At 28.8% G+C, this 15,647-nt stretch carries 15 protein-coding genes; 1 reads left to right on the top strand and 14 read right to left on the bottom strand.

Annotated elements, in window-relative coordinates:
* Window positions 1–30: 30 nt before the first annotated feature.
* From AEBR_RS02430 to AEBR_RS02495, 14 genes are all read right to left on the bottom strand, one after another.
* Entirely contained in the window at window positions 31–1,314 is a 1,284-nt protein-coding gene (locus tag AEBR_RS02430) for a TAXI family TRAP transporter solute-binding subunit (protein ID WP_129086903.1), read from the bottom strand.
* Window positions 1,315–1,391: 77 nt separating this feature from the next.
* The gene (locus AEBR_RS02435; RefSeq protein WP_129086904.1) at window positions 1,392–2,183 is read right to left on the bottom strand and encodes a DUF4198 domain-containing protein; all 792 of its coding nucleotides are present in this window, start codon (window positions 2,181–2,183) and stop codon (window positions 1,392–1,394) included.
* Between the two features lie 14 nt (window positions 2,184–2,197).
* Window positions 2,198–3,370 (bottom strand): tetratricopeptide repeat protein, encoded by a 1,173-nt coding sequence (locus AEBR_RS02440; protein WP_129086905.1) that lies wholly within the window; start codon window positions 3,368–3,370, stop codon window positions 2,198–2,200.
* On the bottom strand, window positions 3,367–3,978 hold the full coding sequence (locus tag AEBR_RS02445) for a TonB family protein (RefSeq protein WP_128979934.1): 612 nt from the start codon (window positions 3,976–3,978) through the stop codon (window positions 3,367–3,369). Before AEBR_RS02445 ends, AEBR_RS02440 begins: the two co-directional genes overlap by 4 nt.
* 1 nt (window position 3,979) lies before the next feature.
* Window positions 3,980–4,384, bottom strand: a complete 405-nt coding sequence (locus AEBR_RS02450; protein ID WP_129086906.1) for an ExbD/TolR family protein — start codon at window positions 4,382–4,384, stop codon at window positions 3,980–3,982.
* Window positions 4,384–4,902: a MotA/TolQ/ExbB proton channel family protein gene (locus AEBR_RS02455; RefSeq protein WP_128979938.1), complete on the bottom strand. Its 519-nt coding sequence runs from the start codon at window positions 4,900–4,902 to the stop codon at window positions 4,384–4,386. The genes AEBR_RS02450 and AEBR_RS02455 overlap by 1 nt, the downstream gene beginning before the upstream one ends.
* Window positions 4,903–6,198: a MotA/TolQ/ExbB proton channel family protein gene (locus tag AEBR_RS02460; RefSeq protein ID WP_129086907.1), complete on the bottom strand. Its 1,296-nt coding sequence runs from the start codon at window positions 6,196–6,198 to the stop codon at window positions 4,903–4,905.
* Window positions 6,198–6,941, bottom strand: a complete 744-nt coding sequence (locus tag AEBR_RS02465) for a DUF3450 domain-containing protein (RefSeq protein WP_164969464.1) — start codon at window positions 6,939–6,941, stop codon at window positions 6,198–6,200. The genes AEBR_RS02460 and AEBR_RS02465 overlap by 1 nt, the downstream gene beginning before the upstream one ends.
* Window positions 6,942–7,087: 146 nt before the next feature.
* Window positions 7,088–7,585 (bottom strand): hypothetical protein, encoded by a 498-nt coding sequence (locus AEBR_RS02470; protein WP_129086909.1) that lies wholly within the window; start codon window positions 7,583–7,585, stop codon window positions 7,088–7,090.
* Entirely contained in the window at window positions 7,582–9,159 is a 1,578-nt protein-coding gene (locus tag AEBR_RS02475) for a PepSY-associated TM helix domain-containing protein (protein ID WP_129086910.1), read from the bottom strand. The genes AEBR_RS02470 and AEBR_RS02475 overlap by 4 nt, the downstream gene beginning before the upstream one ends.
* 10 nt (window positions 9,160–9,169) lie before the next feature.
* Window positions 9,170–9,469 (bottom strand): hypothetical protein, encoded by a 300-nt coding sequence (locus AEBR_RS02480; RefSeq protein ID WP_129086911.1) that lies wholly within the window; start codon window positions 9,467–9,469, stop codon window positions 9,170–9,172.
* A 14-nt stretch (window positions 9,470–9,483) separates the two neighbouring features.
* A complete protein-coding gene (locus AEBR_RS02485; RefSeq protein ID WP_129086912.1) occupies window positions 9,484–11,577 on the bottom strand; it encodes a TonB-dependent siderophore receptor in 2,094 nt (697 codons plus the stop codon).
* Between the two features lie 111 nt (window positions 11,578–11,688).
* Window positions 11,689–12,663, bottom strand: coding sequence for a helix-turn-helix domain-containing protein (locus AEBR_RS02490; protein WP_129086913.1), 975 nt, complete (start codon window positions 12,661–12,663; stop codon window positions 11,689–11,691).
* A 47-nt stretch (window positions 12,664–12,710) separates the two neighbouring features.
* Entirely contained in the window at window positions 12,711–13,328 is a 618-nt protein-coding gene (locus AEBR_RS02495) for a hypothetical protein (RefSeq protein WP_129086914.1), read from the bottom strand.
* Window positions 13,329–13,497: 169 nt separating this feature from the next.
* Between AEBR_RS02495 and AEBR_RS02500 the strand changes: the two genes are divergently transcribed.
* Complete coding sequence (locus AEBR_RS02500; RefSeq protein ID WP_129086915.1) at window positions 13,498–15,615, top strand: TonB-dependent siderophore receptor; 2,118 nt, start codon at window positions 13,498–13,500, stop codon at window positions 15,613–15,615.
* The last annotated feature ends 32 nt before the right edge of the window (window positions 15,616–15,647 follow it).

Here is a 15,647-nt window from a genome sequence, read left to right on the forward strand (position 1 = left end):
AATTATATCAAAAATAATAATAAGAGCTTGTTAAACAGCCTCTTGGCATAATTTGATAATTTTAGTATTTATATGGTCTAAATGAAGCTGCAAGTTATAGTATTCCCCCATAAATGAAAGTGGAACTTTAGTCTCTTTGCTTATCTCTTCTCTTAGTTTTTCAAGTCTTTGTAGATAATTTTGTAGTTCATCTTTTTTTAGTTTGTCAACTTCATTGTCTATCTCTCTAATCTCTTCATACCATCTATATATTTTTGAACGCATAGTCCAATTATATAGAGGAAAAACTCCTTTAAAAAGAGGAAATAGCAGAGTCAGAAGAGGAATAATCAAAAGTTTTAATCTATCAATATTTGAAGCAATCCAATAGGGAAATATTTTCTCAAGCCAAGTATCTCCATACTCAAAATATCTTTGTGCCTCTTCATCCAAATCAATTTTCATATTGTATGAATTTGGAAATTGCATTGCCTTTGCAAAAAGGCTTTTTTTACTATGAATTTGCATTGCTTTTTTTAAAAAGAGTCTTTTTAACTCATCAGAAAACTCGGCTCTTGTTACTAAATTTGCAGTTGTTGAAAGAAGGCTTATATCTTCATCTGGAAGATTTTTATATAAATCAAGAGTCCCTTCATATAAAGGTAAAGCCTCTAAAAAAGTATATTTCCTACTATATGCTTTTGCTCTTTTAAAACTAAATAGGTTTATTTTAGGATCTGCTAATAGCTCTTTTATAAGTTCTGATTCGTGTGATGAGACAATAAAAAGTACATCAATTTTTCCATCATGTAAAGCGTTTTTTGCATCTTTATTATCTATATCAACTATTGTAGAATTTTTTTCATCTATACTATTGTCAGCTAATATTTTACTTGCTAAATCCCTTGTTCCACTGCCAATATTTCCAATTGAAATTTTTTTTGAAATAAACTGAATAATATAATCAACTTGATACCCTTCATTTCTATAAAAGACCCAAAGGGGTTCATAATATATTGAAGCTAAAGATTTTATATCTTTATTCTCTTCATTGATTGTTGTACCATTTTGAATAAAAGCAATATCAGCTTTTTTCTCTTCTAGAAGTTTGATATTTTCAATTGAACCAGCAGTTGTTAAGATATTTACTTTTACATTCTCTTTTTCAAGGAGTTTTTTATACTCTAGTGCAGTTTTATAATATGTGCCATTTTTTGAGCCTGTGGCAATTGTAATCTCTTTTTTTGGACTTGGTTGAATAAATTGTGAAGTAATATAAAATAGTATAAATACAGTAAGAACTATTGGAAAACTAATTGCAAAAAATCTTTTCATTTAAATCTCTCAAACTTAAGATATAAAAATTATATCAAATAGTCATAAAAGAGAGATTTAATGAATAATAAAAAATACTATTTCATATCTTTTGCTTGAACCCAGATAACACTATCTTGAGTTAACTTTTTACCTTTGTACTCTTTTTTAGCACCAACTTCTTTGGCACAAAATCCCCACCAACCAGCTTTTGGTATAGAGAAAGTAAATTCACCATCTTTATTTGCTTTTATCTCAAGTGAAAGAAAACTTCCTTGTGGCGCTTCAATTCTTGATGGGCCCATTTTATTGTTTTTTGTATCAACATCTCTATTTAGGTACTCAACATAAATTTTTGCATAAGGTACTGGTTTCCCTTTTTGTTTTACTATCCCTGTAAAATTACTATTTGTCCAAATAGCATAGGGTTTTGTTAAAGGAACTATCTCTGCATCTAACTTAAGTTCTGTATCCCAATCACTTGGTGGTCCAGCTACATTTAGCACCATTTTTGTATATTGTTGAATATACTCATCTGAAATTTTGTCATAATATGGTTTTGGAACTAAAACAAAAAGATGATCACCCATTCTAGAAGCTTTATACTTTGAACTATAAGCTTTTCCTTTGTCATTATTCCCTTGAAAAGTTATAGGTTCAAGAGTTTTAATTAAATCTGTTTTTTTACCCTTATTTACAACATAAAACTCTTCAACACCTTCCATATCCATAGTATATTCATCTGTAAAAGGGTGAGTAAATACCTCTTTTAACTCAATTTTTTTACCATTTTTTAGTGCACTCTCTTGGGTATAGATTAGTTGAAAATGTGCAAATAAATAGCTATTGAAAAAATAAAAAAATAAAAAAAATAGAATTCCTTTTTTCATTTGTCTCCTTTGTATTAGATTTGTAAGCTTTTTTTGATATTTAAAGCTCTTGTTTTTTCATGGGGATTATTTATAGCTTTTTGTAAATATTTTACAGTTTCATTTTTCTCATTTAACTCATAATAACTAAGAGCTAAAAGAGTATTTCTTTGCCCATCCTCTTTTGTTCCTTGTTTTATAGAGACTTTTTCCAAAGTCTCAATGGTTTTTTTATAGTTTTGTTCATTAAAGTGAATATTTGCCAATAGAAGTTGATATTTGCTATTTCTTGCATAATCTGATTTTGCTAAAATCTCTTTAACTTTATCTTTCTGTTTTGCATAATCATAACAAGAGATAAGCAGATCAAAATTCTTTTTACTATTTTCAACATAACCTTTATTCATAGCCTCTTCTAAAGTCTGTGCAGCTTTAAAATAGAGCTCATTTTGAATTAAAATATTTACAAAATATAGGGTGTTTTTATTAGGAGCAACACCACCTTTTTTATATGCTAATTCAAAAGTTGACAGAGCTTTTTTTAGCTCATTTGTTTCTTGGTATAAAGCAATTAGTTGAAGCCAATAGGTCTCATTTTTATGCCAATTATTTACCATAAACTTAAGAGTATTAATTGCATTTTTATACTCTTTTAACTCAACATAAGATGAATAAAGAATCTGATAAGAGCTCTCTTTAGGCTCTTTATTACTTGAAATTGCACTGTTTATATATAGAATACTTTTTTTAAAATCTTTATCGTAGTAAGTTGCATAAGCAAGATTTTCATATACATCAGTTTTATTGATAAATTCACTTTCAAGCAGTGAAGTTAAAATCTTTATAGAGGTTTTATAGTTGTTTTCACTTAGATAAATTTTTGCCAATGAAAGCTTCATATTATCTATACTTTTTGGCTCTAAAACATCTAATTCAATAATTGTCTTATAATATTTTATAGCCCCTTTATAGTTATTGGCATTTATCTCAATATTTGCCAAAGTTTGAAAAACAAAAGATTTTTCATAACCATTTAATTCTGTTTTTAAAAGTTCAAGAAGATTTTTTTTTGCCTCTTTATCTTTGCCTGTTTCCATAAGTTTTTGAGACTCTATTAGCGTTTCGTAACTTTTTTTAGACATACTATTTGAGCTTTTTGCCAACACTAAACTAAAACAAAGTAGTAAAAGAATTCCTATTTTTTTCATTTTGCCAACCTAAAATTGAATGTAATTGTTGCATCTTTTGCACTGTCACTTGGTTTGAATCGCCATTTTTTAATGGCATTTATAGAAGAGTCTTCAAAAAAACCTTCCGGTTCAGATTTTAAAACTACAACCTCTGAAACTTGTCCCTCTTTAGAAATATGAAATTGAAGTTGAACAAATCCCTCTTTTTGTCTAATTTTTGCTTTTCTTGGATAAACAGGGTTTATTCTGCTTAGAGTTTGAAGTGAATTTGCATCAAAAAGCCCACTATTTACTGCAATTTGTGCCCCATTTAGTGAAGAGATTGCTGAAAGATCAATATTTCTTGCAAGAGTTAAAGGTTTGATTTTTACATCTTTATTGATTTTTTCCATATCAGTTTTAACTATATCAAGTTTTTTAGGCTCAATTTTTTTTACAGGCTCTTTTGGTTTAACTCTTTTCTCTTTTTCAACATTGATATCTTTTTGTTCTCTTAAATAGTTTAGAACTATTGGCTTTTCATTTTTTGTTTGTAAATTGTTGTTTGCACTAATCATCTGCTGCATTCCAAAAAAGATAGATACACTAATAAAAATTGCTAATATAAAAGAGTAAAAAAGACGCATTTTAATTCTTTAGAGTTGATACAGAAATATTTGTAATCCCTGCAAGTCTAATTTGATCCATAACTTTTACAAGAAGACCTGTTTTTGCCTCTTTATCTGCTTGTATTACAATACTATTTTGAGTATTTGTTGCTTTTAGTCTCTCAATATTTGCCCTAACAGCTCTTAAATCAACTACCCTTTTATCAATCCATATTTCATTGCTGTTTTTTATTGCAATTAGAATATTTGCTTCTGTTTTTTGTTCTGTTGTAGATGCACTTGGTCTATTTACATCTATTCCAGCCTCTTTAACAAAAGATGTTGTTACAATAAAAAAGATAAGCATAATAAAAACAACATCCAACATTGGAGTTAGGTTTATCTCTGTCTCTTCTTTATTTATTTTTTGTGAAAACTTTCTCATTACATAACCTTTGAAATATCAATATGTAGTTTTTCTATTTGGTATTTAATTGCAAGTTCAAGTCTTTTTTCAAACAAAATTCCACTTAAAGCTATTACCATCCCAGCCATTGTAGGAATAGTTGCCATTGAGACTCCATTTGCCATAGATTTAACATCACTTGTACCTTGTACAGCCATTACATCAAATACCTCAATCATCCCTGTAACTGTTCCTAATAGTCCAATTAAAGGGCAAACTATAATAAGAGTTTTTATAAAACTCAAACCATAGTTTAGTTTTTGTTTAGACTCTTCAACCAAATACTCTTTTATTGGATCTTTGAATCTACTCTCAAAATTTTCAATTTTTATATTTGCTAAAAGAGTATCTTTATATTTTTTGTATCCATGATATAAATAAATATATCTATCAAGAAGCAAAGTCCAAAGAAATATTGCAACTATAAATACCACATAAAGTACAACTCCCCCTTTATCAAAGAAAGAGCTAAAATCATCAAATATAAGCCCTAACATCTACTTTATACTCTTTGCTAACATTCCCATACTTTGTTCTTCTAATATAGAAACAATTGCTTCAGATTTTGAAGAGATATATGTATATGTAAATAATAAAGGAATTGCAGCAACAAGTCCTAAAACTGTTGTAATAAGTGCAGTTGAGATTCCTCCAGCCATTAGTTTTGGATCACCTGTACCAAATAATGTGATTGCTTGAAATGTAGCAATCATCCCTGTTACAGTTCCCAAAAGTCCTAAAAGAGGAGTTACAGCAGATAAAAGTTTTACAAAACTTTGTCCTTTTTGTACTTTTGTTGTTTCTTGTAGAATTGACTCAGCTAATTTAAGTTCTAAATCACTTATTTCATAATCTTTGTATTTTTTAAATACAGAGATAACTTTACCTAAAGGGTTGTTCTCTTTTGGATTTGCCAAATCTTTCATTTGAGCTTTGATTTTTGTTAGATAAAGATTTAAAACAACACTTTTATAGATTGCAAAAACAAGTCCTATAAGTCCAAGAGCAATGATTATATAACCTACAACTCCACCTTGATTTACCCTTTGCATTAAAGTTGGTTGATTATTTAAAAGTTCAAATAGAGTTCCTCTTGTTGGATCTATTACAAAAAGATTTTCATCACTTCCAAATAAAGAACCACTCTCTTCTGGTTGTGTTGCAAGTTCAACTAAAGCTTTCATATCATTTGAATAGTTGAAATATTTTCCATCAGATTTTGCTGCAAAAAGACCAACTCTTGTAACCTCTTGAATAACTCTTTCTCCATCATTTAAAATAACATTTGCGCTATATTTTTCAACATTTCCACTTTTAATAATCTCATCAAGCATCCCGTGCCATAAACTTTTAAGCTCTTCTATATTTGGTAGTCTTTTTGAGTTTGAAAACTTTTCAAAAAGGGCTTCTTTGCTTTCCCCTTGTGAAGCAGTTAGAGAGTGTTGATAGTTTGTTAAAAAATCTGCAGAAGTTTGTCTTACACTTCCAAACATTTCACCTAAGTCTCCAGTCTTTTCTAACAAAATAGCCTCTTGTGAAGCTAAAAGTTCTTCATTTTTGTCTAATGTTTTTTTTAGTTCAATGCTTCTTTTATTTTCATTTGCTAAAACAGTTTTAGCCTCATTTAGAAGTTTTTGTTGCTCTTTTTCATTTTGAATAAACTCTTGAAGTCTTTGTTTCTCTTGTTGTAGTTCAACTGACGCATCATTTTTAATATCATTTAGTAGGTTATTTAACTGTAAAGCAAAAATTGAGCCAGTAAATAGGGTAAATAGTATAAATGTTCTTAACATTAGAACTCCTCTTTTTTATTAAATGGAAGTTGTAAAAAGGCAACATTTTCATGTTTTTTTGCAATTTTTATACCTTTTCTAATATTTGTTTGTACATTTGAATCATTGATCTCATCCCATTTTTTAGACTCATTATCCCATGCAAAATAGTCTTTTGAATCCAATGATTGTTTATATAAAGCAACTCTACCTATTCTTAAGTAGTTAAAAGTTTTACCATCTGAAATCTCTTGATAGGCTTCTATATTTTTTGCATAGTCATACTCTATTTTAAAAGCTTCTAGGATTATTCTGAATTTTTCAGCTGTTTTGATATCAGCTCTATCTAAAGTCTCTTCAAGAGTTTTTATTCTTTCCTCTCTCTCTTGCATTAAAAAAGGGATATCCAATTCAACAAGTTTTTTAAGACTTTTTATCATATCACTCATCAAAGGGTAAATATTTTTTTGAGTTTGCTCAATATCTTTTATTTGTTGAGCAATATCTGCTAATTCCTCTTTTTGAGAACTTATTATATTTGAGAGTTGGGTATTGTATTTTTTTGTACTTTTGAGTTGTTCGTTAACATAACGATATTCACCAACTAACTGTGTGTGTTTTTCATCATGAACATCAATCTGTTTTTGATAATCAACCAATTTATTATTCGTATTTTCAATTACTTCCATAGATTTTTCAATTTGATTTGAAAAAACTAAACTATTTACAAAAAGTAAAAGAAGAGTTATTTTAACTAACTGCATATAAAACATCCTTCAAGTTTATATTTTGAGAATTATAATCAATATTATGTAAAACTAAACTTATTTTTATTTAAAACATGACAAGAATCACAAAATAGCTATATATTTTGTATACATTTAAACTCTTGTCATGCTCTTTTTTATAACTATTTTTTTAGCTCTTGTAGCAACTTATTTGTGTTTTTTATACTTATAAATATTGTTGCAAAAAGTAAAAGAAAAGCAACTATAATAGAGTATGTCACTGCATTGCTAGATGAGATTTGCATATTAGTTCTACTAGGTTGCTCTTTTTTGTTTTTCCCCTCTTTTGGCATCTCTTCTTTTACAAAACCGCCTTGGGGTTCAATACCTGGTTTACTTACCGCATGCCCTGGTCCACCATCTAAGAGAACTGTATATGCAATATTTGGAATTGGAATTGTCAATTCTGAACTTTCAGGAAGCCTTTTTTCATACAGAATCTCTTGTGACTCAATGGCAAGAATTCTAACCATTGCCCCAGCAGCACTCTCTCCTGTGTTAAACATACCTGATGCTGTAATTGTTCCATCTTCATTGTCCATTAAATTTAAAACTAAAGAGTGAGAATACAGATAAATTGGAAAGAGGGCAACTATTGCCACTTTTATTAGTCTATTCATTTTATAACCTTTTTTTCTTTTTTAGGCCAAAATATTTTGGCATTTTCTCTGTTTTTTGGTAATACTTTTGCCACATAAATAAGTATTAATCCAAAAATTACAAGTGTAAAATCAACCCCAAATATATTTGTCATACTATTTTCTACTAAAGCAATAGGAGTTGTTTTTAAATATATATAGTGAAATAGTGATGACAATATAAAAAAAACACCACTTATAAAAAGAAACTCTTTTGCTGCTTTATATGAATTTATTCGGTAAAAAGACCAAAATAGTGTAAATAACCATACATTATAAAAGATCCCTTTTTGCCATAAAACTCTATCTTCTAAATCAAAAGGCAAACTCCATTGAAGGAGGAAAAGTGTTGCAGTTGCAGGAATAACTCCAATCATACAAGCCAGTGAGAGTTTTCCCATCCAGTGATAAAAAGGGATTTTTGAGTCAAATTTTTTTGCTTTTTTTTCAAGCCAAAGCATAACTCCAAAACCTATTGCAATGCAACATAGAACCATCATTAAAGCAACTATTACTCTTGAAAAAATATCAATTCCAAAGAGAAAGTGTAAGAAAAATATAGTTTCTGCAACAAAAACAGGCCAACTATTATCTAAAACTTTTTTGTTCTCAATTAGCTCTTCATTAACTGCACTTAGAGTAACAGATGGTAGATTGAAAACACCTCCATTTAAAAATGGTTTATAGGGGTTATAACCTATTATTTCAACTCTAGCTGTTTTATCATTCCAATTTATAAGTTTAACTTGCTTAAATGTTAAATTTGGATTTATCTTTTGAGCTTTTGTTATAAGTTGAGATAGTGGTAACATCTTTGTTTTTTCATTCTCTTTTTTTATTGGTGCTTTTTGAGAAAAAAGAACTTTGCCTACAACGCCATCAATGGCATTAGCTTCCCCTTTGGTTAATATTTTTGACATCACAGAAGAGCTTACTAATCCCACATTCATAACTGCTCCACTAAGAACTATTAGAAAAAAAGGAACAAAGAGCCAAGTAAAAACTTTTACATGTATTTTTGAAAAAATAGCTTGTTGATTTTTCCCTTGATTGTTGAAATTAAATAGATAAATTAGAACTAAACCTGTTATTATAAGAACCATTGTTCCAACAGCAACAAAACCAAAAGAGAGTCTTCCAATAAAATTAAGTGGAGCTCCATAATGCAACTCATTTAAAAAATTTGCTAAATCTGATGTTTTTTTACTCTCATCTTCTACTTTTTCTCCAGTAAGTGGATTAAAAGCAATTGGTTGAACAAATCTATGTGAAATTGTTACCATTGGGTCATTCATTCTACCAGGTAGATTTACTAAAGCATTGTCTTGTGGAAAGTTTGGATCTTTGAAAACTTCATCAATCATAGAGTTGTAATCTACAGTTGTGATATTTACTGTTTGTAAATGTCTAGAGGGTTTTTCCCAATTTTTTATATAAGGAAGCATTATTGCAAATACTCCAAAAAAGAGTGAAAGATACATTATCAAAGAAAAGGTTACGCCTGCTGCTATATGGACTCTAAATAGTCTTTGTTTAAATAGTTGAGATTTTTTCATCTGTTCTGCCCTAATATAAAATATAGAGCAAAATTGCAAAGATGAAAGAGGGAACTAAAAATCTTAACAAAGCTTCAAGTTTTGTAAAAGACAAACTTATCCAAGTAGCAGCTATTGCCCAAGCAAAAGTGTTAAACATAATTGAGATTATTGCACTCTTTGCAATCTCTACGGGGATTATAAATGCCAATAGTGTCATACCTAAATATGACACTATTAATCCTCCAAAAATTGCGCTAAGAATTCTAAACAATCCAATCTTTCTACCATTTTTTTCAGGTGTGCAGAGATATTTGTAAAGGGTACTCATTTTAAAAAAATCCATTAGAATGAGTAACTAACTGTTAACATTGCACTTCTTGGCTCACCAATTTGAACTCTACTTGTAGAAGCTGTTTCTGCATACAATTCATCTGTTATATTTTTAAGGCTTAGATTAACTTTCCAATTGTCTTTTTTGTATCCAAGCATTGCATTATAAATAATTGTAGAGTCTAATTTTATAGTGTTACTTGTATTTGCATATCTAGTTCCTAAAAATCTTGCTCCTGCTCCCACATACATATTTTTTAATCCAATTTGTCCTAAATCATATGTAGTAAAAAAGTTTGCACTATGTTTTGGCACACCAGTTAGTTCATTGTTTGAATTATCTACATCTTTTGTTTTTGTATATCCATAAGATCCAATCAAAGACCATCCAGGTAAAATTTCACCAGCTAAATCAACTTCAAATCCTTCACTTTTTTGTTTACCACTTGCAACATAATATAAAGCATTGGCTGGATCAGTTTGAGCAACATTCTCTTTTTCAATTTTGAATAGTGCTGATGTAAGAGTAAAATTGTCATTGAAAAGTTTTTGTTTTAACCCAACTTCAAACCCCTTTCCCTCTTCTGGATCCAAAAGTTCACCATCACTACTTATATAAGTAGAAGATTGAGGATTAAATGATTTTGAAAAATTAGCATAAATAGAAGTTTGTGATGTAATCTTGTATACTAAGCCAAATTGAGGAGTATAAGCAGAACTATTATACTCTTGGAAAGTAGCTCTAACTCTATTTAGGTTTTCAGATTTTACTTTGTCATATCTAATACCTGCACTAAAGATTAAATCATCTGTAATATTCAAATGATCTTGAATAAAACCACCAAAAGATTTTGTAATAGTATTTGTATTTACATATTCAAAAGCAGCAGGATGGTCTGAAAGTGAAGTAAGTGGTATATATACAGGATTACTTGCATTTAGATAGTATGGAATTGAAGTATCAAAATAACCATTTGTCTCAGTGTCAGATCTTTTTGCATCTACTCCTAAACTAATTCTATTTCTCATATTAGCAATTTTAAACTCTTTATTGATTGTAAACTGCGCTGCATGTTCATCAGAATCAAAGTGTTGTGTTGCAAAATATCTTAAAATTTGATTTGTAGTCTCGTTATAGCTACTTACATTATAAATAGAGTCATTATCCCTTGATAAGTCAATATATCTATATCTAAAATTTGAATCCCAAGTATCAAAAGTACTAGTTATATCAAACCCAATAATTTGTTGAGTTTTGTCAAATTCGGCATCTGGACTTGAGGTAACTAAATTTTTATCTCCAACAATTTTCCCTTTACTATTTACAAAAGTACCGTAATCAGCAGGAGTAGTTTCATCTAAATACTCCGTCATAAATGTCACAGTGTGATGGTCATTTATATCATAAGCAACAGAAGGTGCAATAAAGACTCTTTTTGTATCTGTATTAAAATCTTTTGTATCCTCTTCATAAAGATATGATGATACTAATCTATATCTTAATGAGCCATCACTATTTATTGCTCCACCAACGTCAATTTTTGGGCTAAATGATGGGTTTGATTTTACTTCAAGTTGTATCTCTCCATGATTCTCTTTTTGAGGTTTTTTCTTTACTAAATTTATTAATCCCCCAGGATTAGCTTCCCCATATTGTAAAGAATCAGGTCCTTTTAGAACTTCAACTCTTTCGAAATTGAAAATCTCTGTATTTGTAATTGCATTATTTAAGTTAAATCCATCTCTTAAAACAGGAACTCCAGAAAAACCTCTTATAATATAGACATTGTTTCTTCCATTGTTATCTCCACTAAAAGATGTATTTGATGACATTGTTACAATGTCTGTTAAAGTTTGAGGTTGATAATCAAATAAGAAATCTTCATTAAATACTTGAATTGATTTTGCACTATCTTCTAAACCAATATTTGTTCTGTTTATTTCAACTTTGCCTACAGGTTTATAATCACTTGTTGTTTTTTCAACAATTGTGACATCATTTAGTTTTTCAGTCTCTTTGCTTTTTACTTCATCAGCTAAAAGTGAAGTTGTAAGCAATGCAGAAAGTGTAATAGATATACTACTTTTGAAATTACTAACTTTCATAAATTTTTGCTCCTATGTGAATAATTGGAGCGAATATTATCATATATTGATACTTATTATCAATATTGTAATATCAAAATAGGGAAATTTTTATCTAAAATAGGGAAAAATTTAGTTTTCTAACTCTTTTTTATAGTTACTTGGAGTTGTATTAAAATATGAAGTGAAAAGTTTACTAAAGTTACCAATATGTTTATAACCCACTTTTAAAGCTGTCTCTTTAACGCTATAGTTCTCTTTTAAAAATTTTTTTGCCATCTCCATTCTATGTTTTTGAAGCATTTCATAGATTGTCATTCCATAATAGCTTTTAAAATCTTTTTTTAAATAGCACTCATTTATTGCAGATTTATATGCAATCTCTTTTATAGATAAAGAACTGTTATATTCTGTTAATATAATCTGTTTTGCTCTCTCTAAAGAGTCAATTTTTCTAGTATCTAATATTGAACTTGTATTGATAATCTTTTGTAGTTTATTTATTGTATAGTGTATTAAATTTGTTGTTTTTGATTCAAAGTAGAGTTTGTTTAGTAAATTTTCATCTACTATTTTTTCTTTAAAACTACTTAACATCTCCAATTGGTCAGGATCAATTTCACTTCCATCTAAAATAGAGTAGTTTTTCTCTTTTGCCTCTTCCATCTTCTCTTTTAGAATTTCAAAATTATTTGTAAGTCTTAAAAAAAGTTCCTCTTTTATTCCTATAGTTAAAGTATTGTAATTAAAATCTTTTTTTAGTAACATTTGAACTATAAATTCATCAGAAGAGAAACCAACAAAGAATCTATTTTTCTTTAATTCGTACTTTTTGCCATCTTTAAATCTATAGATAATATCTTCTCCCAAATTAAAAATAATTACTGCACCAGGAACATCTGATTCTAAAGATATTATGTAGTTTTTGTTAAGAGTATAGTTGTTTGCAGAAGTAGCAATACCATTACCAAGATTGTGCCAAATCAAAAAGCCTTTTCCATATTCACTTTTAATTTGTTCTGTTATAGTCTCCCTTGAAAAAGGGTTTATTACTTTTTCTACTAAATTAATTAATTTGTAGTATGGGATATTTAGTTCTTCATTCATGGAGTGATTTTACAATCATTAATATAAAAATACAAAAAATGGTGAAATTAGTATTTAATATTTAAAAAGTCTAGCAGCTGTTTTTTTAATGAAGAGTTGGTATTGTTGTATCTTATAAAAGATTCTGAAATATGCACAACATAGTTCTCTTTGTTTATTCCTCTAAATTTTTTTAGTCGATTGGTTATAAAGTTATCTACATCATGGGAAGATTTTAAAAAACCTGATACATAATACTCTTTAGTGTTTGTATTATAAAGAACTCTTGCACAGTTTGCTCTTTTATGTTTAAGTAAAGAATCTTTAAGAGAACTATTTATAAAAATATCAAGTTTATTAGTATTTTCATTACTTAAAAAGTAAGTATTGTCATTGTCTTGCACATAAAAAATCACATTGCTATTATAAATAAAGTATTTAATAGTAAGAGTACTTTTATTTGAAATAGTAGATAAAAATATATTATCTAACATCTTTTGTTGATCAATAAGATAAGTTCTTAATATTTTGTAGTAACTATTTATTGTTTGTCTACTTATATTGATTTTTTTTGCAGTTTGACTTGCTGTAAAATCTTCCACAAAGCAGCTGCAAATCATCTCTAATTTATCTTTTTCAAGTTTTGCATTTCTAATGGGACTGTTTATAAATTCTAATTTTGACATTTTATATTTTAATTGAAAAAGATGTGAAAAAGATGTGTAGACTACAAAAATTTTCATTTTATTTTTTAGTTGTCATGATTGTGTAAAAGCTAAAGATGATATAAGAAAAATTCAGAAATAATTCCATAATTATAGATTTTGATAATTGGTATCAATAAAAAGGAGACTTATGAAATTTAAAAATAAAAAGATATTCGCACTATCTGTTTTTACTGCTTTGGCATTACAGTCAGGATTGTATGCACAAAGTGAAAATGAGAGCACAGAAAAAAAATCATTGGGGAATGTTGAGGTTTTAGCAACAGATTCACAAGAGGAGTCATATACAGTTAATTCAATGAGCACGGCAACAAAATTGGATTTGTCATTAAGAAATACGCCCCAATCTGTAAGTGTATTAACAGCACAAAAACTTGAGGATATGGGAGTTACTTCATATCAGCAAATGCTAAGATATGTGACAGGAGTTACAATTGATCAGTGGGATGAAAGAATGCATTCAACTGCAAGAGGTTTTACAATTGATTACTACAAAATTGATGGTATGCCAACTTATAGTGAATATAATGAACGAGACATTGATTTAGCAATTTTCGAAAGAGTTGAAATAGTTAGAGGAGCAAATGGGCTAACAACTGGTTCAGGAAACCCTTCAATGAGTATTAATTTAGTTAGAAAAAGAGCAAATAGTAAAGAGTTTACAGGGGATGTTTCTTTAAGTGCTGGTTCTTGGAACTCTTATGGTTTAACTGCAGACATTGGCTCAAAATTAAATGAGAGCGGAAGTGTAAGAGGAAGATTGGTTGTAAAACATGAAAGTAGTGATTCTTACATGGATAAATATGAAAAAGAGAACAATGTTATATATGGTGTAATTGATGCAGATTTAACAGATACAACATACTTATCAATTGGAGGTTCATATCAAAAGTTAGATAGAAGTGGAATTAGATGGGGAGGTTTACCAGCTTTTTATTCTGATGGAACTAGAACAGATTTTGATAGATCACAAACAGTATCAGAAGATTGGACATATTGGAATAGTGAAATTAAATCTGTTTTTGCAGATTTAAAACAAAACTTATATAAAGATATAACTTTTAATGCTTCTTATTCTCACGATATTATTGGTAGTGATACAGCACTTTTATATTTTAATGGAGCAATTAATAAAGCTGATGGCAGTGGTATACAATATATGGATTGGCTCGCTGAAACTGAAAATGTACAAGACAACTATGATGTAAATATAGATGTTCCTTTTGAACTAGGTGGATTAACTCAACAATTGATTTTAGGTGCTTCATATAATCTAAACAAAACTACTCAGTATGATGGAATTTATCCAGATGGATATTATACAGCTTTAACAAATTATTTTAACTATAATATTGCTTATCCTACTTCGACTGCATCTGATATTCTTTATATTACGGCCCCTGAACAAATAGAACAAAAAGGGGTCTATTTAGCAGGAAAATTCTCTTTGACAAATGATTTAAAATTGATTGCTGGAGCAAGATTATCATCGTGGGAATATACAAGTTCAAATCCCTCTACAGAGAGTAGAAAATTTGACAATGAAGTAACTCCTTATGTGGGATTAGTATATGAATTAGATGATAATCATTCAGTATATGCAAGTTATACAAGTATTTTTCAACCTCAAAGTTCAAAAGATAGTAGTGGAAATTACTTAAATCCAATTGAAGGAAAATCTTATGAAACAGGGATTAAAGGTGAATATTTTGATGGAAAATTAAATACTTCATTATCAATATTTAGAATAGAACAAGATAAAGTAGCAAAAGATAATCCAAGTGGAGTTTTTGTTCCAGGGACTACAACAATTGCAAGTATTGAAGCTGATGGAGTAACAAGTAAAGGTTTTGAATTTGATGTTTCAGGAAAAGTAACTGATAATTTTACTTTAGATTTTGGAATTGCAAATTTTGAAGCAAAAGAAGCAGATGGAACAAAATATAATACAAAAGCTTCAAGAACAACTGCAAACTTATTTGGAAAATATACCTTTAACAAATTTGCAATTGGAGCAGGAGTTAATTATAAAAGTAAATACTATACTGATACTACATTAGGACGAATTACACAAGATGCATTTGCTTTAGTTAATGCAATGGCTTCATATAAAATTGATAAAAGTACATCTTTACAACTAAATGTTGATAATCTTTTTGATAAAAAATATTATGATGGAATTGGAGCTAATGGTATGGTATATGGTACACCAAGAAGTGCTATGCTAACACTTAAATATACTTTCTAAAATAAACAGACAGGGATTTTCTCTGTCTGTTT

The organism is Halarcobacter ebronensis, assembly GCF_013201825.1.
GTDB classification, from domain to species: domain Bacteria; phylum Campylobacterota; class Campylobacteria; order Campylobacterales; family Arcobacteraceae; genus Halarcobacter; species Halarcobacter ebronensis.